Source organism: Geodermatophilus sp. CPCC 206100 (assembly GCF_048569675.1).
GTDB lineage: Bacteria > Actinomycetota > Actinomycetes > Mycobacteriales > Geodermatophilaceae > Geodermatophilus.
On the sequence record NZ_JAQISV010000007.1, the window covers coordinates 18,741 to 41,141 of the forward strand.

Sequence of the window (22,401 nt, forward strand, 5' to 3'; positions counted from 1 at the left end):
GCTGACCCGCCGCTCCGGCCCCCTCCGCCCGCGTCGCCGTGGTCCGGGACGGCCGGGGCGCGGTCGCCGCCGGGCTGGCGGTCGTCCCGGGGGAACCCGCGCCGCGCACTAGGCTCGGGGCGCCGATCCACCGACCCCCTGGAGCGCTCTCGTGTCGACCCCGCCCTCGCCCACCGCCGTCGGTCCCGTCCGGGTGCCGGCCGGGACGACGGCCGCCGACGCGCTCAAGGAGGCCGGCGTGCCCCTCAAGGGCCCCGACGGCGCGGTCGTCGTCCGCGACCCGGCCACCGGCGACCTCCGGGACCTCGCCTGGGCCCCGGACGCCGACGCCGAGGTGGACCCGGTGCCCGCGGCCAGCCCGGAGGGGCGCGCGGTCATCCGGCACTCCACCGCGCACGTGCTGGCGCAGGCGGTCCAGGACCTGTTCCCGGGCACCCGGCTGGGCATCGGCCCGCCGGTGGAGAACGGCTTCTACTACGACTTCGACCCCGAGCGGCCGTTCACCCCGGAGGACCTCAAGGCCCTCGAGAAGCGGATGCAGGAGATCGTCAAGGCCGGCCAGTACTTCTCCCGCCGGGAGATCACCGACGCCGAGGCCCAGGCCGAGCTCGCGCACGAGCCGTACAAGCTGGAGCTGATCGGGCTCAAGGGTGGGGCCGGGCAGGCCGCCGAGGGCGCCGACGTCGAGGTCGGCGGCGCCCAGCTGACCATGTACGACAACCGCGACGCGCGGACCGGCGACCGGGTCTGGACGGACCTGTGCCGCGGCCCGCACCTGCCGCGGACGTCGGGCATCCCGGCCTTCAGCCTCACCCGGTCGGCCGCCGCGTACTGGCGGGGCAGCGAGAAGAACCCGCAGCTGCAGCGCGTCTACGGCACCGCGTGGGAGAGCCGGGAGGCCCACAAGGCCCACCTGGAGCACCTGGCCGAGGCCGAGCGGCGCGACCACCGGCGGCTGGGTGCCGAGCTGGACCTGTTCAGCTTCCCCGACGAGATCGGCTCCGGCCTGGTGGTCTTCCACCCCAAGGGCGGTGTGGTCAAGCGGGAGATGGAGGACTACGTCCGCCGCCGGCACATCGAGGAGGGCTTCGACTACGTCGGGACGCCGCACATCACCAAGGCGCACGTCTTCGAGCTGTCCGGCCACCTGCCGTACTACGCCGACACCATGTTCCCGCCCATGGAACTGGAGAACGCGCAGTACTACCTCAAGGCCATGAACTGCCCGATGCACAACCTGATCTACCGGTCGCGGGGGCGGTCCTACCGGGAGCTGCCGCTGCGGTTCTTCGAGTTCGGGTCGGTGTACCGGTACGAGAAGTCCGGCGTCATCCACGGCCTCACCCGGGTGCGCGGGCTCACGCAGGACGACTCGCACAGCTACGTGACCCCGGAGCAGGCGCCGGGGGAGATCCGGCACCTGCTGGCCTTCGTCCTGGGCCTGCTGCGCGACTTCGGGCTCGACGACTACTACCTGGAGCTGTCCACCCGCGGCGACGACCCGGCGAAGCAGTCGAAGTTCATCGGCTCCGAGGAGGAGTGGGCGGTGGCCACCGCCGTCCTCGAGGAGGCCGCTCGGGAGACCGGCCTCGAGCTGGTGCCCGACCCGGGCGGTGCCGCGTTCTACGGGCCGAAGATCTCCGTCCAGGCCCGGGACGCGATCGGCCGCACCTGGCAGATGTCGACCATCCAGTACGACTTCAACCAGCCCGCCGGGTTCGGCCTGGAGTTCAGCGCCGCCGACGGCACCCGGCAGCAGCCGGTGATGATCCACTCCGCCAAGTTCGGCTCGATCGAGCGCTTCTTCGGCGTCCTCACCGAGCACTACGCCGGCGCCTTCCCCGCGTGGCTGGCCCCGGTGCAGGTCGTCGGGATCCCGGTGACCGACGAGCAGGTGCCGTACCTGACCGACGTCGCGCTGCGGCTGCGCGAGCACGGGATCCGGGTCGAGGTCGACGACTCCGACGACCGGATGCAGAAGAAGATCCGCACCGCCAGCAAGCAGAAGGTGCCCTTCGTGCTCATCGCGGGAGCCACCGACGCCGAGGCCGGCGCGGTGTCCTTCCGGTTCCGCGACGGCGGCCAGTCCAACGGCGTCCCCGTCGAGGAGGCCGTGGCCGCGGTCGCGCAGTGGGTGGCGAACCGGGCCAACGTCGACCCGACCGCCGAGGCGCTCCTGCCGGGGCGAGCGGTGTCCGGATGAGCGCCGGCGCCGAGGAGCAGGTCGTCGAGGCCGCCGTCGCCAGCGACGACGGCGGCCCGACGACGGTGTTCGAGCACCTGTGGACGCCCTACCGCATGGCCTACATCCGCGGCGAGGGCAAGCCGACCGGCGCGCACGACTGCCCGTTCTGCCTCATCCCGGAGATGGACGACGAGCAGGGGCTGGTGGTCGCCCGCGGGGACCTGGTCTACGCGGTGCTGAACCTCTACCCGTACAACGCCGGTCACCTGATGCTGGTCCCGTACCGGCACGTGCCCGACTACACCGACCTCACCGTCGAGGAGGTGGCCGAGCTGGGCAACTTCACCCAGACGGCGATGCGCGTGGTGCGCGCGGTCACCGGCGCGCACGGGTTCAACATCGGCATGAACCAGGGCTCGGTCGCCGGGGCGGGCATCGCCGACCACCTGCACCAGCACGCGGTCCCGCGCTGGGGCGGGGACACGAACTTCATGCCGGTCATCGGGCTGACCCGGGTGCTGCCGCAGGTGCTGCGCGAGACGCGCGCGCTCCTGGCCCAGGCGTGGCCCGGTGCGCCGTCCGCCCTCCCCCGGGAGGGCTGAGGTGCTCGGGGTCAACGCCCGCGCCGCCGTCGGCCGGTTCTGGGCCCCGGTGGTCACCCACCTGCTGCGGGCCGGGGTCACCGCGGACTCGGTGACCGTGGTCGGCACGTTGGGCGCCGTCGCCGGGGCGGCCGGCCTGATCGCCACCGGGCACCTGTTCTGGGGCGCGTTCACCGTGACCGTCTTCGTGCTCATGGACATGCTCGACGGCGCGCTCGCCCGGGCCCGCGGCGGCGGCTCGGTGTTCGGGGCCGTCCTCGACTCCACCGGGGACCGCGCCGCGGACGCCGCCGTCTTCGGGGCCCTGGTGTGGTGGTTCTCGGGCTCCGGGGACAACCGGCTGATCGTGCTGCTGGCGCTGCTCTGCCTGGTCCTCGGGGTGCTCACCTCCTACGTGAAGGCGCGGGCCGAGGGCATGGGGCTGACCTGCGACGTCGGCGTCGTCGAGCGCACCGAGCGGCTGATCCTGGTGCTCGTCGGGACCGGGTTCACCGGGCTCGGCATCCCGTACGCCCTGCACGTGGGCCTCTGGCTGCTGCTGGCCGGCAGCGCGGTCACGGTCGGGCAGCGCTTCGTCGCGGTGTACCAGCAGTCCCGGGGCCGGCCGCTGCCCTCGGCGCCGCCGGCCGGCCCGCCGACCGAGCGGGCGACGTGAGCGCGGCCGGGCCGGCCGGCGCCCCGGCGCCCCCGGCGCTGTCGGTGGTCCCCGGCCGGCCGCGGCTGGGCTCGCGGGTCGCGGCCCGGCTGACCGACCTCGGCTTCGCCGCCGGCTGGGGGGCGGTGAAGCTGCTCCCCGAGCCGGTGGCCCGCGGCGCCTTCGACACCGCCGGCCGCTGCGCCGCGCGGCGGGACGGTAGGGGGGTCCGGCAGCTGCGGGCGAACCTGCGGGTGGCCACCGGCGGGCGGCTGTCCGAGGCGGAGCTCGAGGCGCTGACCACCCGCGCCGTCCGCTCCTACGCCCGCTACTGGCAGGAGGCCTTCCGGCTGCCGCGGTTGTCCAGCGCGCGGATCGTCGCCGGCACCGAGGTCGTGGGCCTGGAGCACCTGGAGCGGGCCCGCGCCAAGGGGGTCGGCCTGGTGATGGTGCTGCCGCACAGCGGGAACTGGGACGCCGCCGGCGTGTGGTTCGTCGACTTCCTGGCCGGGCCGTTCGCGACGGTCGCCGAGCGGCTGCGACCGGAGTCCCTCTACCGGCGGTTCCTGGAGTACCGGGAGTCCCTCGGCATGCGCGTCATCCCCCTGACCGGCGGCCCCCGCCCGAGCACCGAGGTGCTGCGCGAGTGGCTGTCCGAGGGGGGCGTCACCTGCCTCCTGGTCGACCGCAACCTCGGCAGCGGAGGCGTGCCGGTCTCCTTCTTCGGCCGGACCGCGACGATGCCCGGCGGAGCGGCGCTGCTGGCGGCGCAGACCGGGGCGGCGCTGGTCCCGACCGTCTGCTCGTTCACCGACCGCGGCTGGCGGATCGTCTTCTCCCCGGAGGTCCCCCTCGACGGCCCGGGGCGGCTGCGCGACCGCGTCACCACGGCCATGCAGGGGGTGGCCGACGCCTTCACCACGGGCATCGCCGAGCGCCCCGAGGACTGGCACGTGCTCGGCCGCATCTGGGCCGACGTCGCACCCGACCCCGTCGCTCCCGGGACCCGCTGATGCGGATCGGGCTGGTCTGCCCCTACCAGTGGGACGTCCCCGGCGGCGTGCAGTACCACGTGCGCGACCTCGCCGAGACGCTGCGCGGGATGGGCCACCACGTCGAGGTCCTCACCCCGGCCGAGCGGGAGGAGTCGCTGCCCGCCGAGCACGTCACCTGGGCCGGGCGCACCGTCCCGATCCCGTACAACGGCTCGATGGCCAGCGTGCAGTTCGGGCCCGTCTCCGCCGCGCGGGTGCGCCGCTGGCTGCGGGAGGGGCACTTCGACGTCGTGCACGTGCACGACCCGGCGCCGCCGTCGATCGGCCTGCTGGTCTGCATGATCGCGACCGGGCCGATCGTGGCCACCTTCCACGCGGCCACCACCCGGTCCAAGTGGCTGGCCGCCTGGGGGCCGGTCATCCGGCCGTGGCTGGAGAAGATCGCCGGGCGGATCGCGGTCTCGGACTTCGCCCGCCGGGTGCAGGTCGAGCACCTGGGCGGCGACGCGGTGATCATCCCCAACGGCGTGCACGTCGCCGCGTTCGCCGAGGGGCCGACGCTGCCGGGGCGCGCCCGCGGGGTGGACGGCCCGACGATCGGCTTCCTCGGCCGCTACGACGAGCCGCGCAAGGGGCTGCCGGTGCTGCTGGAGGCCATGCGCACCGTCGTCCGGCAGCACCCCGGCGCCCACCTGCTCATCGCCGGCCGCGGTGACCCGGACGAGGTGCGCGACCTGCTCGGGCCGGACCTGCGCCCGCACGTCGCGCTGCTCGGGGAGCTCTCCGAGGCGGAGAAGGCCGCCTTCCTCCGGTCGGTCGACGTGTACTGCGCGCCGAACCTGCTGGGGGAGTCCTTCGGGATCATCCTCATCGAGGCGCTCGCCGCCGGCGCGCCGATCGTCGCCAGCGACCTGGACGCCTTCTCCCAGGTGCTCGAGGACGGGGCGGCGGGGGTGCTGGTGCGGCGCGGCGACGCCCGCGAGCTGGCCGGCGCCCTGGGTGCGCTGCTCGCCGACCCGCAGCGGCGCGCGGAGCTGTCCGCGGTCGGCCGCCGGGCGGCTGCCGGGTACGACTGGTCGGTCATCGCCCGCCGGGTCCTCGCGGTGTACGAGACCGTCGCCCTGCCCGGCGCCGGCGGGGTCCGGGCCGAGGACGGTGACGACGACCTCGCCCGGCTGTCCGCCGTCCCCGGCGACGAACCGGGCGAGGAACCGGGCGACGCCCCGAAGCGCGTGGCCCTGCGACGGTGGGTGCAGCGCTAGCCTGACCGGCCGTGACCCCCGACGTCTGGCTGCTGCTCGTCCTCGGGGCCGTCGTCGTCCTGGCGGCCTGGTCGGCGTGGACCCTGACCCGGCTGCGGCGCCTGCAGGCCCGCGTCGACCGGGCGTGGACCGCCCTCGACACCCAGCTGCAGCGGCGGGCCGGCCTGGCCGCCGAGCTGGCCCGCGACCACGCGGGCGCGGTGGGGGAGGAGCGCGCGGTCCGGCTGGCCGCGGCCGCGCGGAGGGCCCGGGCCTCGCACGCCGGGGAGCGGGAGGTCGCGGAGAACGCGCTCGGCCGCGAGCTGCGGGACCTGCCCGACGACCTGCCCGGCGTGCCCGCCGCGCTGCGCGCCGACCTCGACGGCACCGCCACCCGGATCGGCCTGGCGCGGCGCTTCTACAACGACGCGGTCCGCGACACCTCGGCGTTGCGCACCCGGCGGCTGCCCAGCCTGCTGCGGCTGCACGCGTCCCGGCCGATGCCGCGGTTCTTCGACATCGAGGACGGGCTGCGCGAGCTCACCAGCAGCGCCGCGGGTGCCGGCCGGCCGCGCGCCTGAGGAACTGCCGCCGCCGGAGCCGGTGGAGCGCCGCCTGCCGGCTGCACGACCTACGCTCCCCGCCGTGACGGTGCAGCCGGACCGGGTGGTCGACGGCGCCGCGCAGCCGCGCGACCGGGTCCGGCGGATCGCCGGGCTCGACGTCGCGCGCGGGCTCGCCGTCCTCGGCATGTTCGGCGCCCACCTCGGCAGCACCGGGGAGCTCGGCTGGTCGCCGTCCACGTGGGGCGCGGTCGTCGAGGGCCGGTCCTCGATCCTGTTCGCCACTCTGGCCGGGGTGTCGATCGCGCTGCTGTCCGGCGGCGCGACGCCGGTGACCGGAGCGGCGCTGGGACGGGCCCGCACCCGGATCCTGGTGCGCGCCGCCTGGGTGTTCGCCATCGGCGGCGTCCTCGAGCTGCTGCACACCTTCGTCGCGATCATCCTCGGCGTCTACGCGGTGCTCTTCGTGCTCGCGCTCCCGTTCCTGCGGTGGCCGCCGCGGTGGCTGCTGCCGCTGGCCGGGCTGGTCGCCGTGGTGGGCCCCTTCGTCGTGCTCGAGGTCGGCCAGTGGGCCACGGCCCAGGAGGAGGAGCGGTCGGCGTTCGTCTTCCTCATGGTCACCGGCTGGTACCCGGCGTTGATCTGGTGGACCTTCGTGCTGGTCGGCCTGGCGATCGGCCGGATGGACCTGCGCGCGGCCCGGGTGCGCGCCGGCCTGGTCGCGGGCGGAGCGGTGGCGGCCGTGCTGGGCTACGCCGGCGGGTGGCTGAGCGCGCAGCGGGTGGCTCCGGGGACGGAGCTCGGCGGCATGGAGATGGGCTTCCCGCGCGAGGACGAGTGGGACCCCGCCTGGTTCGCCGGCGCCGAGCCGCACAGCGGCACGCCGTTCGAGCTGGTGGGCTCGGCCGGGGTGGCGGTGGCGGTCATCGGGCTGTGCCTCGTGCTGGCCGACCTCGTGCCCTGGCTGGTCTTCCCGGTGGGCGCGGTCGGCGCGATGGCCCTCACCGTCTACACCGCGCAGATCGTCGCCATCTGGTGGCTGGACCTGCCGTTCCTGGCCGGCTGGGACGACTGGGTACGCTTCACGATCACCGCGCTCGTGCTGGCCACGGCGTGGCGGCTGTGGCTGGGCCGCGGGCCGCTGGAGCGGCTGCTGACCTGGACGTCGACCCGCGCCGCGGGGCCGTAGCGGGCGCCTGCGGGCCGGGGACCCGCCATCCCCCGGGGGGCGGAGCGGTCCCGCGCACCCGGCCGCGCGGGTCGTCGGCGGACCGGCCGACGGTAGGATCGTCGCGGTCGGCCAGCGTGCTGGTGGCCACCAGCTTCCACCCCGAACTGACCGGGGACCGCCGGGAACGAGAGGGGACAGTCGTGAGTGGCCACTCCAAGTGGGCGACGACGAAGCACAAGAAGGCGGGCATCGACGCCAAGCGCGGCAAGCTCTTCGCCAAGCTGATCAAGAACATCGAGGTCGCCGCGCGCACCGGCGGCGGTGACCCGGGGGGCAACCCGACGCTCTACGACGCCATCCAGAAGGCGAAGAAGAGCTCGGTGCCCAACGACAACATCGACCGGGCGGTCAAGCGCGGGTCCGGGGCCGAGGCCGGCGGCGTCGACTACCAAGGCATCACCTACGAGGGCTACGCGGCCGGCGGTGTCGCCGTCCTCATCGAGTGCCTCACCGACAACAAGAACCGGTCGGCGATGGAGGTGCGCACGGCCATGACCCGCAACGGCGGCTCGATGGCCGACCCGGGTTCGGTCGCCTACCTCTTCTCCCGCAAGGGCGTCGTGGTGGTGCCGAAGACCGACACCGTCGACGAGGACACCGTGCTGATGGCCGTGCTCGACGCGGGAGCCGAGGAGGTCCGCGACCAGGGCGACGCCTTCGAGGTCGTGTCGGAGCCGACCGACCTGGTCGCCGTCCGCACCGCGCTGCAGGACGCCGGCATCGACTACGACTCCGCCGAGGCCGGGTTCGTGCCCAGCGTCACCGTGGAGCTGGACGAGGAGGCGGCGGCCAAGGTCTTCCGGCTCATCGACGCCCTCGAGGACTGCGACGACGTGCAGAACGTGTACGCGAACTACGACGTGTCCGACGAGGTCCTCGAGAAGGTCGGCTGACGCCGCCGGGAGCATCGCAGCGAGCGCCAGCGAGCGAGGAGCGGACCGGGGGCGGAAGCCGACGCGTGGACGAGGTCGGCTGACGCCGCCGGGAGCATCGCAGCGAGCGCCAGCGAGCGAGGAGCGGACCGGGGGCGGAAGCCGACGCGTGGACGACGCGTGGACGACGCGTGGACGAGGTCGGCTGACGCCCATCCGCACCGGGAGTCCCGGGCGCCACAGACGCACCGGCGGGTGACCGCTCCGGGCGCCGGAGCCGCCTAGCGTCCGGCCCGTGGCGGGTGCGCGGGGGGTGGCGGGCCGGCGCGCGGCCCTGCTCCCCGTCCTCGCGGCCCTCCTGCTGGTGACCGGCGCTCCGCAGGGGACGGCAGCACCGGCGTCCGCCTCGGCGGCCGCCGGCGCGGCCCCGTCGGCCGGGGAGCTGACCACGGCCGCCTCGACGACCGGGGAGCCGGTGGGCCACCGGCCCGCGGTCGGGGTGGTGCCCCGCCCGGCCGCCGCGCGGCCCGCGGCCCCCGCGCCGGCCGTTCCCGCGGCTGCCGTCCCGGAGGCGGACGGGCCCGGCCCGGCCGACCCGCAGGTCGCCGACCCCGCGGCTCCCCCCGCACCCCCGGCCCTGCCGCTGGGGGTCGACCCCGGCGGCTCGACGCAGGTGGTCACCGTGGTGGCCGCCTCGTCCGGCGCCACCACCGCGCAGCTGACCGCCTGGGAGCGCGGGCCCTCCGGCTGGACGGCGGTGCTCGGGCCGGTGCGCGCCCGCCTGGGCTCGGCCGGTGTCGGTGCGGCCAGCGAGAGCTCGACGCGGACCCCGGCGGGCACCTTCGGGCTCAGCGAGGCGTTCGGCCGCGCCCCCGACCCGGGCAGCGGACTGCCCTACCGCGTGGTGGACGACCAGGACTGGTGGGTGTCCGACGTCGGCAGCCCGCTCTACAACCAGCACGCCCGCTGCGCCGCGGGCGGCTGCCCGTTCGACGAGTCGGTCTCGGAGAACCTGCAGGCGGCCGGCGCGGTCTACGACTCCGCCGTGGTCATCGACTACAACCGGGGCGGCACGCCCGGCGCCGGCTCGGCGTTCTTCCTGCACGTGACCAACGGCGCGCCCACCGCCGGGTGCGTCGCGATCGACCGGGGCAGCCTGCGCACCGTGCTGCAGTGGCTGGACGCGGGGGCGGCCCCGCGCATCGCCATCGGCGTCGGCTGACGGAGGACCGCGCGCCCCGGACGGGGCCGACGGCGTGTTGCGTTCGGGGCCCCGGATCGGGGACCGTTACCGTGGCAGTCGAACACCAGTTCGGCGGCGGGAGGGTCTCACCATGCGGGTGCTCGGCATCGACCCGGGCCTCACCCGGTGCGGGTGGGGTGTGGTCGACGGGCGGCCCGGTGCCCGGCCGGTCGCGGTCGGCGTCGGCGTCGTCCGCACGGCCGCGGAGCTCGACCTGGAGCTGCGGCTGCTGGAGCTGCACACCGCGGTGACCGCCCTGCTGCGGGAGCACCGGCCGGACGTCGTCGCGATCGAGCGGGTGTTCACCCAGAGCAACAAGGGCACCGCCACCGGAACCGCCCAGGCCGCCGGGGTCGCGGCGCTGGCCGCGGCGCAGGCCGACCGGCCGGTCGCCTGGCACACGCCCAGCGAGGTCAAGGCCGCCATCTCCGGCAGCGGCCGCGCCGACAAGGAGCAGGTCACCCTCATGGTCACCCGGGTACTGGGACTGGCGTCCCCACCCAAGCCCGCCGACGCCGCCGACGCGCTGGCGCTGGCGGTCTGCCACGCCTGGCGCGGCCCGGCGCAGCAGCGGCTGCGCGTCGCGGCGCTGGCCGGCGGCATCGGCGCGCCGGTGCGCTCCACCACGCTGCCGCGCTGGACCGGGGTGTCCCGGTGATCGCCAGCGTCAGCGGCCGGGTGGCCGCGGTGTCGCCCGACGGCGCGGTGGTCGAGGTCGGCGGCATCGGGCTGTCGGTGCAGTGCACGCCGGGCACGATCGCCCGGCTGCAGGTGGGGGAGGGCGCCCGGCTGTCGACCAGCCTGGTGGTCCGGGAGGACTCCCTGACGCTGTACGGCTTCGCCGACGACGACGAGCGCCAGCTGTTCGAGCTGCTGCAGACCGCCAACGGCGTGGGGCCCCGGCTGGCCCAGGCGGTGCTGGCCATCCACCCGCCGCGCGAGGTGCGCCGGGCGGTGTCGATGGCCGACGTCAAGGCGCTCATGCAGGTGCCCGGCATCGGCAAGAAGGGCGCGGAGCGGCTGATCCTCGAGCTGCGCGACCGGCTCGGGTCCACGACGACCGACACCCAGCTCGACGGCGCGGGGGCCCCCGCCGGCCTGCCGTCGGTGACGCCCGTGGCGCCGTGGCGCGACCAGCTGTCGGCCGCGCTGGTCGGGCTGGGCTGGACGGGCAAGGAGGCCGACACCGCCGTCGCCCAGCTCGCCCCGGTCGCCGACGAGCAGCTCGCCGCCTCCGGTGCCGTCGAGGTCGCCGTGCTCCTGCGCCAGGCGCTGCGGATGCTGGGCCGGCCGTGAGCAGCCCCTTCGACCGCGGGCTGTCGGCCGCCGACGCCGGGACCGGCCGGTGGCCCGACGACGCCGTCGACCCGCGGGCCGGTGACGAGGAGCGGGTCGTCGAGTCGGCGCTGCGCCCGCACTCGCTGGCCGACTTCATCGGGCAGCCGAAGGTCGCCCGCCAGCTGGACCTCGTGCTCGAGGGGGCCAAGCGGCGCGGCCGGCCGCCGGACCACGTGCTGCTGTCGGGCCCGCCGGGGCTGGGCAAGACCAGCCTCGCGCTGATCATCGGCTCGGAGCTCGGGACGGCGGTCAAGATCACCAGTGGGCCGGCGATCGAGCGCTCCGGCGACCTCGCCGCGATGCTGTCGAACCTGGGCCCGGGCGACGTGCTGTTCATCGACGAGATCCACCGCATCGCGCGTCCGGCCGAGGAACTGCTGTACATGGCGATGGAGGACTTCCGGGTCGACGTCGTCGTCGGCAAGGGGCCCGGCGCCACGGCCATCCCGCTGGAGCTGCACCCGTTCACCCTGGTCGGGGCCACCACCCGCGCCGGCCTGCTCACCGGCCCGCTGCGTGACCGGTTCGGCTTCGTGGGGCAGATGGAGTTCTACGAGCCGGCCGAGCTGATGCAGGTCCTGGCCCGCAGCGCCGCGCTGCTCGGCGTCGAACTCAGCGAGGAGGGCTCGGTCGAGATCGCCGGCCGCTCCCGCGGCACCCCCCGCATCGCCAACCGCCTGCTGCGCCGGGTGCGCGACTACGCGGAGGTCAAGGCCGACGGGCGGGTCACCCGGGAGGTCGCCCAGGCCGCGCTGGCGCTCTACGACGTCGACCACCTCGGGCTGGACCGCCTGGACCGCGCCGTCCTCGAGGCGCTGGTGCTGCGCTTCGGCGGCGGGCCGGTGGGCGTGGCCACCCTGGCCGTCGCGGTGGGGGAGGAGCCGCACACCGTCGAGGAGGTGTGCGAGCCGTTCCTCGTCCGTGCCGGCCTGCTGGCCCGCACGCCCCGTGGCCGGGTCGCCACCGAGGCGGCCTGGCGGCACCTGGGCCAGCCCCTGCCGCGGGGTGGCGTTCCCCTCGGGCGGGTCACAGCCGACCCACAGGCCCCGGTATCGTCGTCAGAGACGCTGTTCGACGCCTAGACTGCGGAGCGCTGGCGCGCAACCCGTCCGGCCGCGGCCGCGCGCGTCCCCGCCGGTCGCCGTGCCCGGACGTCCCTGCGCGCCGCAGCCGACGCACCCGAGCGGTCCCGTCCCGGACCGCACCCACCGCGGCACGCACGCGCGGTAGAGAGGCACACAAGTCGTGGAGCAGTACTTCCCGCTCGTCCTCCTGGCCCTGGCCTTCGTGCTGCTCATCGTGCTGCCGGCCCGGCAGCGCAAGCGGGTGGCGGCGCAGGCCCAGGCGATGCAGGAGTCGCTGACGCCGGGCGCCCCGGTGATGACCACCGCCGGGCTGCACGGCACGGTCGTCGCCCTCGGCGACGCCACCGTCGACCTGGAGATCGCCCCGGGTGTCGTCGTCACCTTCGCCCGGCAGGCCATCCTCGAGGTCCGCAAGCCCGCGGTCGCCGGCCCCACCGCCGACGCCGGCCCGGCGGTGCCGGGCGACGACGCCACCGGCCCGGCCGACGGCGGCCCGGCCGACCGCGCCCACTGACCCGGAGCACCCCCGTGGCCCAACGCCAACTCCCCGCGCGCCGGTACTTCGGCGCCTTCCTGCTCATCGTCGCCGTCCTCTACACGCTGGTCTTCCTGACCGGCGACACCCGGACCCCCCAGCTCGGACTCGACCTGCGCGGCGGGACCACGGTGACGCTGTCGGCCCGCACGCCGGACGGCGCCGCCCCCGCCCCCGAGGACCTCGAGCTCGCCCGGCAGATCATCGAGCAGCGGGTGAACGGTCTGGGCGTCGCCGAGGCCGAGGTGGTCACCGAGGGCGACACCAACATCGTCATCTCCGTCCCCGGGGACGACGGCGACCAGGCGCGGGAGCTCGGCCAGACGGCCCAGCTGCGTTTCCGCCCGGTCCTGGCCGGGCCCGAGCCGGCGGCCGCGGCCGAGGACGGCGCGCAGCCCACCGACGCCGCCGAGCCGACGGACGCCGCCGAGCCGACGGACGCCGCCGCGCCGACCGACGCCGCGGCGCCGGCCCCCTCCGACGGCGCCGTCGCCGACCCCGCCCTGGACCCCGACGCCCCGCCGGTGACCGAGGAGCAGGCCCAGCAGGAGTACCTGTCGCTCGCCTGCGGCGGGGAGGGCGACCAGGCGGTCGACCGCTCCGAGGACCACGTCGCCGTCTGCTCCGAGGACGGCGAGTTCAAGTACCTGCTGGGGCCCGCGATCCTCGAGGGCACCGACATCGTCGACGCCAGCGCCGGCACGCAGCAGACCACCGGCGAGTGGGTCGTCCTGCTGGACTTCAACGCCACCGGCCAGGAGACCTGGGCGACCTACACCGCCGCCAACGTCGGCAAGAACGTCGCCTTCACCCTGGACGGCCGGGTCGTCTCGGCGCCCACCATCCAAGGCGCGATCAACGGCCAGACGACCATCACCGGCCAGTTCGACCAGGCCGGCGCCGAGCAGCTGGCCAACCAGCTGCGCTACGGCGCGCTGCCCCTCACCTTCGAGCAGGCGACCGCGCAGTCCATCTCGACCGAGCTCGGCGAGGAGCAGCTGCAGGCCGGCCTGATCGCCGGCGCCCTCGGCATCGCCCTGGTCTTCCTGTACTCGCTGCTCTACTACCGACTCCTCGGGCTGGTCATGATCGCCAGCCTCGTGCTCTCGGCGGTGGTCGTCTACGGCGTCCTCGTCGTCCTGGGCCGGCAGATCGGCTTCACGCTGAGCCTGGCCGGCATCGCCGGGTTCATCGTCTCCCTGGGCATCACCGCGGACTCGTTCGTCGTCTACTTCGAGCGGCTCAAGGACGAGATCCGGGAGGGCCGCACCCTGCGGTCGGCCGTGCCGCGCGCGTGGGTGCGGGCCCGGCGCACGATCCTCTCCGCCGACGCGGTCAGCTTCCTGGCCGCGGCCATCCTCTACTGGCTGGCCATCGGTGACGTGAAGGGCTTCGCGTTCACCCTCGGCATGTCGACCGTGCTGGACCTGGTCGTCGTCTTCCTCTTCACGCACCCGCTGATGGAGGTCCTGTCCCGGTTCCGGTCCTTCGGGAGCAGCCGGTTCTCGGGCCTGGGCCGGGTCGAGCACACCCGCCGGACGGAGCGGACCCGGTCGGCCGGCGGCCGCGAGCTGGTCGGCGCCGGCAGCACGAACAGGAGCCAGTCATGACCCGCGGCGACGCGACCACTCCCGAGGAGGAGCCGGCGACCTCCGTCGGCGAGGCCGCCCTGGCCGATGCCGGGCTGCCCCGGGAGGGTGCCCCGGACCCGGCCGCGCGCCGGCACCGCGGCCGCCTGTCGGGGCTCGGGCACCGGCTCTACAACGGCGAGGCCGGCCTCGACGTCGTCGGCCACAGCCGGCTCATCTACAAGATCACGGCTGTCGTCGTGCTGCTGTGCCTGCTGTCGATGGTCTTCCGGGGCTTCAACTTCGGCATCGACTTCGCCGGCGGCAACAGCTTCCGGCTGCCGGCGTCCGAGCAGCAGCTCACCGAGATCCGCGAGGCCGCCGAGGACGCCGGCGCCGACGTGGCCAGCGCGCAGGTCGTCGGCGGCGACACGGTCCTGCTCCGCACCGGGGCCCTCGACAACGACGGGGAGCGCGCAGTCGTCGACGCGGTGGCGACGGCGGCCGGCATCGATCCCGGCCAGGTCAGCCCCGAGTCGGTCAGCGCCGAGTGGGGCAACGACATCACCGACCAGGCGATCTTCGCCCTGATCGTGTTCCTGGTGGCCGTCACGCTGTTCCTGGCGGTGCGCTTCCAGCCGAAGATGGCGATCGGCGCGATGGCCGCGCTGGTGCACGACATCGTGGTGACGGCGGGCGTCTACTCGCTGATCGGCTTCGAGGTCACCCCGTCGACGGTCATCGGCTTCCTCACCATCCTCGGCTTCTCCCTCTACGACACGGTCGTGGTGTTCGACAAGGTCGACGAGAACGTCCGCGACCTCGACCGCAGCGCCCGGATGACGTGGGGCGAGGCGGCCAACCTCGCGGTCAACCAGACCCTGATGCGCTCGATCAACACCTCGGTCATCGCGCTGCTGCCGGTCGCCGGACTGCTGTTCGTCGGCGCCGGCCTGCTCGGCGTCGGCACCCTCAAGGACCTCGCGCTGGTGCTGTTCGTGGGCCTGGCCGCGGGGACGTACTCCTCGATCGTGCTGGCCACCCCGATCGTGGCCGACCTCAAGGAGCGGGAGCCGGGGGTGCAGGCGCTGCGCAAGCGGGTGCTCGCCCGGCGCTCGTCGGAGGCCCGGCAGGGCGGTGGGCACCCGGCGGCCGGCCCCGCACCCGTGGCCAGCGCCCGGCGGGCCCGGTCCGCGGCCGGCGGCGCGGCCGGTGTGGCTCTCGCCGAGCGGGAGGTCGACCTCGGTCCGGCCGCGGCCGACGTGGTCGTCGAGTCCCCGGAGTCGGTCCGGCCCGAGCCGCGCAGCGGGGCGACGGCGGCACCGCGCCCGGGCGCCCGGCCGCAGCGGCCGGCCGCCCGTCGCTCCGGCGGCCCGGGCGGTCCCGGCAAGAAGCGTCGGTGAGCGACGCGGCCGTCGGCGGCACGCCGCCGCTGGACGAGCTGATCGCCGGGCTGGCGGTCGACGTCCCGGACTTCCCGAGCCCCGGCGTGGTCTTCCGCGACCTGACGCCGGTGTTCGCCGACGGTCCCGTCTTCCGGCGGATCGTCCAGAGCCTGGCCGCGCCGTCCCTGGTCGACCCGCGGGCCGCGGCCATGGCCGCCGACGGCGACGCGGGCTTCGACGTCGTCGTCGGCGTCGAGGCCCGTGGCTTCCTGCTGGCCGCTGCGGTGGCGCTGGAGGCGGGCGTCGGCGTCGTGCCGGTCCGCAAGGCCGGCAAGCTGCCGCGGGAGCGGCTGTCCGCGGACTACACGCTGGAGTACGGCACGGCCACCCTCGAGCTGCACACCGACTCCATCCGGCCGGGGCAGCGCGTGCTGCTCGTCGACGACGTGCTGGCCACCGGCGGGACGCTGGCCGCCGCGGTCTCCCTCATCGAGGGTCTCGGCGGGGTCGTGACGGCGGTCTCCGTGGTCATCGAGCTGGTCGCGCTGGGTGGCCGGGAGCGGGTCGCGCCGCACACCGTGCACGCCCTCTGGACCGCCTGACGGGGCCCGGGCGGGCGGGCTGCGCTGCGGGGACACGCGGCCCGACTAGCATGGAGAGGTCGTCCCTCCTCCGGCCTGCAGGAGTCGCCATGGGCCCCGACGCCGCCACCAACGTGGCTGCCACGCGGGCCGATGCCCCGGCCCTTCCCGCCGGCACCGCCGGACCGCCAGGCACCGGGACCGCGGGACCGCCGGGCCCCGCCGACCGGCCTCCGCTGCCCAGCCGGCCGGTGGTACGCCGGCCCGACGACGTCGGGTCGGAGCCGCCCGGCGAGCAGGACGCCCACGGCACGCCGCGGCGCCGGGTCCGCGACCGGCTGGCCCGCCGCATCGTGGCCGGCCAGCGCAGCGGCATCGTCCGGCCCGTCCTGGAGCCGCTGGCCGCGCTGCACCGGCAGAGCCACCCCAAGGCCGACCTGGTGCTGCTGCAGCGCGCCTACGACGTCGCCGAGAGCGCGCACGCCGCGCAGAAGCGCAAGAGCGGCGACCCCTACATCACCCACCCGCTGGCGGTCGCCACCATCCTGGCCGGGCTCGGGATGGACACCACGACGCTGGTGGCCGCGCTGCTGCACGACACCGTCGAGGACACCGGCCAGACGCTGGAGTCGATCACCGAGGCGTTCGGGCCCGAGGTGGCCCACCTGGTGGACGGCGTCACGAAGATCGACCGGGTCAAGCTCGGGGACGCGGCCCAGGCCGAGACGATCCGCAAGATGATCGTCGCGATGGCCCGGGACCCCCGGGTGCTGGTCATCAAGCTGGCCGACCGGCTGCACAACATGCGCACCCTGCGCTTCCTCCCGCCGGAGAAGCAGGAGAAGAAGGCGCGCGAGACGCTGGAGATCCTCGCCCCCCTGGCCCACCGGCTGGGCATGAACACCATCAAGTGGGAGCTCGAGGACCTCGCGTTCGCCACGCTCTACCCCAAGCGCTACGACGAGATCGTGCGGCTGGTGGCCGAGCGCGCGCCGTCCCGCGACACCTACCTCGCCGAGGTCACCTCGACCGTCGAAGGGCAGCTCAAGGCCGCCAAGATCGAGGCCGTCGTCACCGGCCGGCCCAAGCACTACTACTCGATCTACCAGAAGATGATCGTGCGCGGCCGCGACTTCGCCGACATCTGGGACCTCGTCGGCATCCGGATCCTCGTCGACTCGGTCCGGGACTGCTACGCGGCGCTGGGCATCATGCACGCGCACTGGCAGCCGGTCCCGGGCCGGTTCAAGGACTTCATCGCGATGCCGAAGTTCAACATGTACCAGTCGCTGCACACCACGGTGATCGGCCCGCAGGGCAAGCCCGTCGAGCTGCAGATCCGCACGCACGACATGCACCGCACCGCCGAGTACGGCATCGCCGCGCACTGGAAGTACAAGGAGAAGGCGCGGGCCGGGGGCAAGCCCGCGGCCGGGGAGTTCGGCGGCGCCAAGGCCGGCGCGCCCGACGACATGCTGTGGCTGCGCCAGCTGCTGGACTGGCAGCGCGAGGCGCAGGAGCCCGGGGAGTTCCTGGAGACCCTGCGCTACGACCTCGGTCCGCAGGAGGTCTTCGTCTTCACGCCCAAGGGCGACGTGGTCAGCCTGCCGGGCAACTCGACCCCGGTCGACTTCGCCTACGCGGTGCACACCGAGGTGGGCCACCGGTGCATCGGCGCCCGCGTCAACGGCACCCTCGTCTCGCTGGACAGCACCCTGAACAACGGGGACGTCGTCGAGATCTTCACCTCCAAGTCGCCGAACGCCGGGCCCTCCAAGGACTGGCTGTCCTTCGTCGGCTCCTCCCGCGCGCGCACCAAGATCCGCCAGTGGTTCACCAAGGAGCGCCGCGAGGACGCCGTCGAGGCCGGCAAGGAGGCCATCACCCGGGCGATGCGCAAGGCCGGGCTGCCGCTGCAGCGGCTGCTGGGCGGCGAGGCGCTGTCGACGCTGGCCAAGGACCTCCGCCACTCCGACGTGACCGCGCTGTTCGCGGCGGTCGGGGAGAACCAGATCTCGGCCGCGTCGGTGGTCGAGAAGCTGATCGCCGCCCTGGGTGGCACCGAGGGCGCCGTCGAGGACATCGCCGAGACGGCCATCCCGGCCCGTCGTCCCGTGCACCGGCGGTCGGCCGGCGGGGACCCGGGCATCGTCGTCCACGGCATGAGCGACGTGTGGGCCAAGCTCGCCAAGTGCTGCACCCCGGTGCCGGGCGACGACGTCCTCGGCTTCGTGACCCGGGGCGGCGGGGTGAGCGTGCACCGCACCGACTGCACCAACGCCGAGGACCTCAAGCGCAAGCCGGAGCGGCTGGTCGAGGTCGAGTGGGCCAGCCAGCCCGGCTCGGTGTTCCTCGTGGCCATCCAGGTCGAGGCCCTCGACCGGCACCGGCTGCTCTCCGACGTCACCAAGGCGCTGGCCGACGAGCGGGTGAACATCCTGTCGGCGTCGGTGCAGACCAGCCGCGACCGGGTGGCGGTCAGCCGGTTCACGTTCGAGCTGGCCGACCCGGCGCACCTGGGCGCGGTCCTGCAGACGGTGCGCAACGTCGACGGCGTCTTCGACGTGGAGCGCGTCACCGCCTGAGAGAGGACCCCGTCCTCGGGCCGCTACGCGACGGTCATCGACTCGATGGTCACCGGCACGCTGGGCGCTCCACCGCCGGGGCTGGGGTCCATCGAGCCGTCGTTGCCGTTGGCCGCCACCACGTCGAGGACGGCCAGCCCGGCGTCGTCCACCGTGCCCACGACGGTGTAGTCCGGCGGCAGCTGGCTGTCGCCCCACACGAGGAAGAACTGGCTGCCGTCGAAGCCCTGGCCGCTGTTGGCCATGGCGATCGTGCCGCGGGGGTAGGTCTCCTCGCCGGTGACCTCGGTGGGGAAGGTGTACGTGGGCCCGCCCGCCCCGGTGCCGGTCGGGTCGCCGCACTGCAGCACCTGCAGGCCCGCGCTGTCGACCTGCCGGTGGCAGGGGGAGTCGTCGAAGAAGCCCTGCTCGGCGAGGTGCGCCAGGCTCGCGGCGGCGCACGGCGTGGCCTGCTGGTCGAGGGTCAGCGTGAGGTCGCCGAGGCTGGTCGACATCAGCAGGTCGGTGGTGCCCGTGGCCGGGACGTCGTCGGCCGGCGGCTCGACGTCGATCAGGTAGGGGTTGCCCGAGTCGTTGGCCGACCAGTCGCACCCGGTCGTCGCCCCCGAGCCGGTGCCGCCGCCACCGCCGGCGCCGCCGTCCGCGCCGCCCTGCTGATCGGACCCGGGCTCGCTGTCGGAGCAGCCGGCCAGGAGCAGCACGGCTGCGACCAGCCCCGCCGCGGACCGCGGTCGCACCGTCACGCCGCGACCGTCATCGACTCGATGCGGACCTCCTGGGTGGGGGCGCCGTCACCGGGGCCGTTGCTGGCGTCGTTGCCGTTGGCCGCGATCGTGTCGAGCGTGGCCAGCCCGGCCTCGTCGATGGTGCCGACGACGGTGTAGTCGGGCGAGAGCTGGCTGTCGCCGTAGACGAGGAAGAACTGGCTGCCGTCGGTGCCCTGGCCGCTGTTGGCCATGGCGAGGGTGCCGCGGGGGTAGGTCTCATCGCCGGTGACCTGGGTCGGGAACTCGTAGGTCGGGCCGCCGGACCCGGTGGCGCTCGGGTCGCCGCACTGCAGGACCTTGAGGCCCTCGCTGTCGGTCTCGCGGTGGCAGACCGTGCCGTCGAAGAAGCCCTGCTCGGTCAGGTAGACGAAGCTCGCGGCCGCGCAGGGCGCGCCGGCCCGGTCCAGCGAGAGACCGATGGGGCCGAGGTTCGTGGTCATCGTGAGCGCCGCGGTCCCGGTGGGGGTCACCTCGGGCGGCGGCGTCCCGACGTCGGTCAGGTTCGGGTTGCCGGAGGAGTCCGGGGTGAAGTCACAGGTGCCGTCGCTGCCGTCGACGACGGGGGCACCGGCGGAGGTCGGGGCCGCGGCGGTGTCCTGGTCGGCCGGGTCGTCGCCGGTGATGCCGGTGATCAGCCAGACGGCGCCGAGGACGAGCAGCACGGCGACGGCGGTCACGCCGATCAGCACGTTGCGCCGCCGCTTGCGGGCCAGCTCGGCGCGACGCTCGAGTTGGCGCTGCAGGCGCCGCTGGGCGGCCTGCCGCCGCTGCTTGTTGCTGGGCACGGGTCGTACTCCTCGGACGGGCGGGTGCTGCGGCGGTGCGCGGCGGACGGCCGGAGGGCGCGGCCACGCACCGCTGGTCGATCCGCGAGTCTAGGTGGCGACCCTGGCCGTTCCCTGAACCCGGAGAGGCCCGGAGCGGCGAGCGGGCCCCGCGTAACCTGCACGGGTGCTCATCCGCTCGTTCCCGGCCGGCGCGTTCGGCACCAACTGCTACGCGGTCGCCACCGGGCCGCGGCAGGAGTGCGTCGTCGTCGACCCCGGGATGGACGCCGTCGAGCCGCTGGCCCGGATGCTGGCCGAGGAGGGCCTCAAGCCGGTCGCCGTCGTGCTGACCCACGGCCACCTCGACCACACCTTCTCGGTGCTGCCGGTCTGCGACGGCTACGACATCCCCGCCTACCTGCACCCGGCCGACAGCGGCATGCTCGCCGACCCCGCCCGCTGGCACGGGCCGCAGCTCGCCCCCCTGATCACCGGCCTGCAGCTGCCCGACCCGGCCGACGTGCTGCCGCTGGACGAGGGCGCCGTCCTGTCGCTGGCCGGCGTGCAGCTCACCGTCCGGCACGCGCCCGGCCACACGCAGGGCTCGGTGGTCTTCTCGCTCGACCTCGGCGAGGCCCCGGGGCTGCTGGCCGGCGACGTGCTGTTCGCCGGCTCGGTGGGCCGGGTGGACCTGCCCGGCGGCTCGTGGGAGGCGATGCTGCGGTCGCTGCGCGACGTCGTCCTCCCGCTGGACGACGAGACCGTGGTGCTGCCCGGGCACGGGCCGGCCACCACGATCGGCCGCGAGCGGGCGACCAACCCGTACCTGGCCGAGGCGGCTGCGGGTGCGGGCGCGGCACCGAGGGAGCGGGGGCTGTGAAGACGACGGGGGAGCGAGCATCGCAGGGAGCGCCAGCGACCGAGGAGCGGAACGAGCCCGGAGTCGAACGGAGGGCGCTGTGAGCGGCCTGACCGCGCCGAAGGGGACGTTCGACACGCTGCCGCCGGACTCGGCGCGCTTCCTCGCCGTCCGCGACACCCTCACCGCGCCGCTGCGCCGGGCCGGCTACGGCTACGTCGAGACGCCGGTGTTCGAGGAGACCGCGGTCTTCTCCCGCGGCGTGGGCGAGTCGACCGACGTCGTGACCAAGGAGATGTACACCTTCGACGACCGCGGCGGCCGCTCGCTGACCCTGCGCCCGGAGCTCACCGCCGGGCTGATGCGGGCGTTCATCGAGCACCGGCTGCACACCGGCGCACTGCCGGTGAAGCTGTGGACGGTCGGGTCGGCGTTCCGCTACGAGCGCCCCCAGGCCGGCCGCTACCGGCACTTCACCCAGGTCGACATGGAGGCCCTCGGCGTCGACGACCCGGCGCTGGACGCCGAGGTCGTGGCGCTCGGGGTGCAGGGCTTCCGCGACCTCGGGCTGACCGACTTCGAGCTGCTGCTCACCTCCCTGGGCGACGCCACCTGCCGCCCGCAGTACCGGGAGCTGCTGGTCGCCCACCTGGAGAAGCTGGACCTCGACGAGGAGACCCGCCGCCGGGCGGAGATCAACCCGCTGCGGGTGCTGGACGACAAGCGGCCGGAGGTGCAGGCGCAACTGGACGACGCCCCGCTGATGGTCGACCACCTGTCGGACTCGACCAGGGCGCACTACGACGCCGTCCGCCAGCACCTCACCGACCTCGGCGTGACCTGGACCGAGGCCCCGCGGCTGGTGCGCGGGCTGGACTACTACACGAAGACGACCTTCGAGTTCGTGCACAACGGGCTGGGGGCGCAGTCGGCGATCGGCGGCGGCGGGCGGTACGACGGCCTGTCGGCGGCGCTCGGCGGCCCGGACGTCTCGGGCATCGGCTACGCCGTGGGCGTGGACCGGACGCTGCTGGCGGTGCAGGCCGAGGGCCTGGACATCGGGGCGGTCGCCGGGGTGCAGGCGTTCGTCGTCCCGCTGGGCGCCGAGGCCAAGCGGCTGGCGGTGCGGCTGGTCGGGCAGCTGCGCGCGGCCGGGATCTCGGCCGACACCGTCTACGGCGACCGCGGGCTCAAGGGCGCGATGAAGGCCGCCGACCGCTCCGGGGCCACGCACGCGGTGGTCATCGGCGACCGCGACCTCGCGCAGGGGGTCGGCCAGCTCAAGGACCTCCGCACGGGCGAGCAGACCGCCGTCCCCGTGGGTGAGCTGTACGAGCGGCTGCGTGCGAGTGTGGAGAAGTGACT

General features: G+C 74.9%; 21 protein-coding genes. 19 read left to right on the top strand and 2 right to left on the bottom strand.

Going from position 1 to position 22,401, the window contains the following annotated elements:
* The first annotated feature begins 151 nt into the window (after positions 1-151).
* The 17 genes from thrS (at position 152) to PGN05_RS03605 (ending at position 18,643) form a co-directional block, all read left to right on the top strand.
* On the top strand, positions 152-2,203 hold the full coding sequence (gene thrS / locus PGN05_RS03525) for a threonine--tRNA ligase (protein WP_419751137.1): 2,052 nt from the start codon (positions 152-154) through the stop codon (positions 2,201-2,203).
* Positions 2,200-2,787, top strand: a complete 588-nt coding sequence (locus PGN05_RS03530) for an HIT family protein (RefSeq protein WP_419751138.1) — start codon at positions 2,200-2,202, stop codon at positions 2,785-2,787. The genes thrS and PGN05_RS03530 overlap by 4 nt, the downstream gene beginning before the upstream one ends.
* 1 nt (position 2,788) lies before the next feature.
* Positions 2,789-3,442: a phosphatidylinositol phosphate synthase gene (gene pgsA, locus PGN05_RS03535; RefSeq protein ID WP_419751139.1), complete on the top strand. Its 654-nt coding sequence runs from the start codon at positions 2,789-2,791 to the stop codon at positions 3,440-3,442.
* A complete protein-coding gene (locus PGN05_RS03540; protein WP_419751140.1) occupies positions 3,439-4,434 on the top strand; it encodes a phosphatidylinositol mannoside acyltransferase in 996 nt (331 codons plus the stop codon). Before pgsA ends, PGN05_RS03540 begins: the two co-directional genes overlap by 4 nt.
* Complete coding sequence (locus PGN05_RS03545; RefSeq protein ID WP_419751141.1) at positions 4,434-5,678, top strand: glycosyltransferase family 4 protein; 1,245 nt, start codon at positions 4,434-4,436, stop codon at positions 5,676-5,678. The genes PGN05_RS03540 and PGN05_RS03545 overlap by 1 nt, the downstream gene beginning before the upstream one ends.
* A gap of 11 nt (positions 5,679-5,689) precedes the next feature.
* Positions 5,690-6,238 (top strand): hypothetical protein, encoded by a 549-nt coding sequence (locus PGN05_RS03550; RefSeq protein ID WP_419751142.1) that lies wholly within the window; start codon positions 5,690-5,692, stop codon positions 6,236-6,238.
* 64 nt (positions 6,239-6,302) lie between these two features.
* Positions 6,303-7,409, top strand: coding sequence for a heparan-alpha-glucosaminide N-acetyltransferase domain-containing protein (locus PGN05_RS03555; protein WP_419751143.1), 1,107 nt, complete (start codon positions 6,303-6,305; stop codon positions 7,407-7,409).
* Positions 7,410-7,591: 182 nt separating this feature from the next.
* Positions 7,592-8,344, top strand: coding sequence for a YebC/PmpR family DNA-binding transcriptional regulator (locus PGN05_RS03560; RefSeq protein ID WP_419751144.1), 753 nt, complete (start codon positions 7,592-7,594; stop codon positions 8,342-8,344).
* 274 nt (positions 8,345-8,618) lie between these two features.
* Positions 8,619-9,545, top strand: coding sequence for a L,D-transpeptidase family protein (locus PGN05_RS03565; protein WP_419751145.1), 927 nt, complete (start codon positions 8,619-8,621; stop codon positions 9,543-9,545).
* A gap of 112 nt (positions 9,546-9,657) precedes the next feature.
* Positions 9,658-10,224 (top strand): crossover junction endodeoxyribonuclease RuvC, encoded by a 567-nt coding sequence (gene ruvC, locus PGN05_RS03570; RefSeq protein WP_419751146.1) that lies wholly within the window; start codon positions 9,658-9,660, stop codon positions 10,222-10,224.
* The gene (gene ruvA, locus PGN05_RS03575; protein WP_419751147.1) at positions 10,221-10,862 is read left to right on the top strand and encodes a Holliday junction branch migration protein RuvA; all 642 of its coding nucleotides are present in this window, start codon (positions 10,221-10,223) and stop codon (positions 10,860-10,862) included. The genes ruvC and ruvA overlap by 4 nt, the downstream gene beginning before the upstream one ends.
* A complete protein-coding gene (gene ruvB / locus PGN05_RS03580; protein WP_419751148.1) occupies positions 10,859-11,986 on the top strand; it encodes a Holliday junction branch migration DNA helicase RuvB in 1,128 nt (375 codons plus the stop codon). The genes ruvA and ruvB overlap by 4 nt, the downstream gene beginning before the upstream one ends.
* 163 nt (positions 11,987-12,149) lie before the next feature.
* Positions 12,150-12,503, top strand: coding sequence for a preprotein translocase subunit YajC (gene yajC, locus PGN05_RS03585; protein WP_419751149.1), 354 nt, complete (start codon positions 12,150-12,152; stop codon positions 12,501-12,503).
* A 14-nt stretch (positions 12,504-12,517) separates the two neighbouring features.
* Positions 12,518-14,134, top strand: a complete 1,617-nt coding sequence (gene secD / locus PGN05_RS03590) for a protein translocase subunit SecD (RefSeq protein ID WP_419751150.1) — start codon at positions 12,518-12,520, stop codon at positions 14,132-14,134.
* Positions 14,131-15,495 (top strand): protein translocase subunit SecF, encoded by a 1,365-nt coding sequence (gene secF / locus PGN05_RS03595; protein WP_419751151.1) that lies wholly within the window; start codon positions 14,131-14,133, stop codon positions 15,493-15,495. The genes secD and secF overlap by 4 nt, the downstream gene beginning before the upstream one ends.
* Positions 15,492-16,079 carry an adenine phosphoribosyltransferase gene (locus PGN05_RS03600; protein WP_419751152.1) on the top strand — a complete coding sequence of 196 codons (588 nt, stop codon included), beginning with the start codon at positions 15,492-15,494 and terminating at the stop codon, positions 16,077-16,079. Before secF ends, PGN05_RS03600 begins: the two co-directional genes overlap by 4 nt.
* Positions 16,080-16,168: 89 nt before the next feature.
* Positions 16,169-18,643 (top strand): RelA/SpoT family protein, encoded by a 2,475-nt coding sequence (locus tag PGN05_RS03605; protein WP_419751153.1) that lies wholly within the window; start codon positions 16,169-16,171, stop codon positions 18,641-18,643.
* 23 nt (positions 18,644-18,666) lie between these two features.
* On the opposite strand, the gene PGN05_RS03610 is transcribed toward PGN05_RS03605, so the two are convergent.
* Positions 18,667-19,386 (bottom strand): peptidylprolyl isomerase, encoded by a 720-nt coding sequence (locus PGN05_RS03610; protein WP_419751154.1) that lies wholly within the window; start codon positions 19,384-19,386, stop codon positions 18,667-18,669.
* Positions 19,383-20,195, bottom strand: coding sequence for a peptidylprolyl isomerase (locus PGN05_RS03615; protein ID WP_419751155.1), 813 nt, complete (start codon positions 20,193-20,195; stop codon positions 19,383-19,385). The genes PGN05_RS03610 and PGN05_RS03615 overlap by 4 nt, the downstream gene beginning before the upstream one ends.
* A gap of 166 nt (positions 20,196-20,361) precedes the next feature.
* Here PGN05_RS03615 and PGN05_RS03620 point away from each other — a divergent pair, with 166 nt between their 5' ends.
* Entirely contained in the window at positions 20,362-21,057 is a 696-nt protein-coding gene (locus tag PGN05_RS03620) for an MBL fold metallo-hydrolase (RefSeq protein WP_419751156.1), read from the top strand.
* A gap of 79 nt (positions 21,058-21,136) precedes the next feature.
* Positions 21,137-22,399, top strand: coding sequence for a histidine--tRNA ligase (hisS, locus tag PGN05_RS03625; protein WP_419751157.1), 1,263 nt, complete (start codon positions 21,137-21,139; stop codon positions 22,397-22,399).
* Positions 22,400-22,401 lie beyond the last annotated feature (2 nt).

What these genes read in the sequence shown, in the direction of transcription:
- PGN05_RS03605 (WP_419751153.1), top strand. Translation starts at nt 16,169, where the DNA reads ATGGGCCCCGACGCCGCCACCAACGTGGCTGCCACGCGGGCCGATGCC.
- secF (WP_419751151.1), top strand. Translation starts at nt 14,131, where the DNA reads ATGACCCGCGGCGACGCGACCACTCCCGAGGAGGAGCCGGCGACCTCC.
- ruvC (WP_419751146.1), top strand. Translation starts at nt 9,658, where the DNA reads ATGCGGGTGCTCGGCATCGACCCGGGCCTCACCCGGTGCGGGTGGGGT.
- PGN05_RS03530 (WP_419751138.1), top strand. Translation starts at nt 2,200, where the DNA reads ATGAGCGCCGGCGCCGAGGAGCAGGTCGTCGAGGCCGCCGTCGCCAGC.
- PGN05_RS03545 (WP_419751141.1), top strand. Translation starts at nt 4,434, where the DNA reads ATGCGGATCGGGCTGGTCTGCCCCTACCAGTGGGACGTCCCCGGCGGC.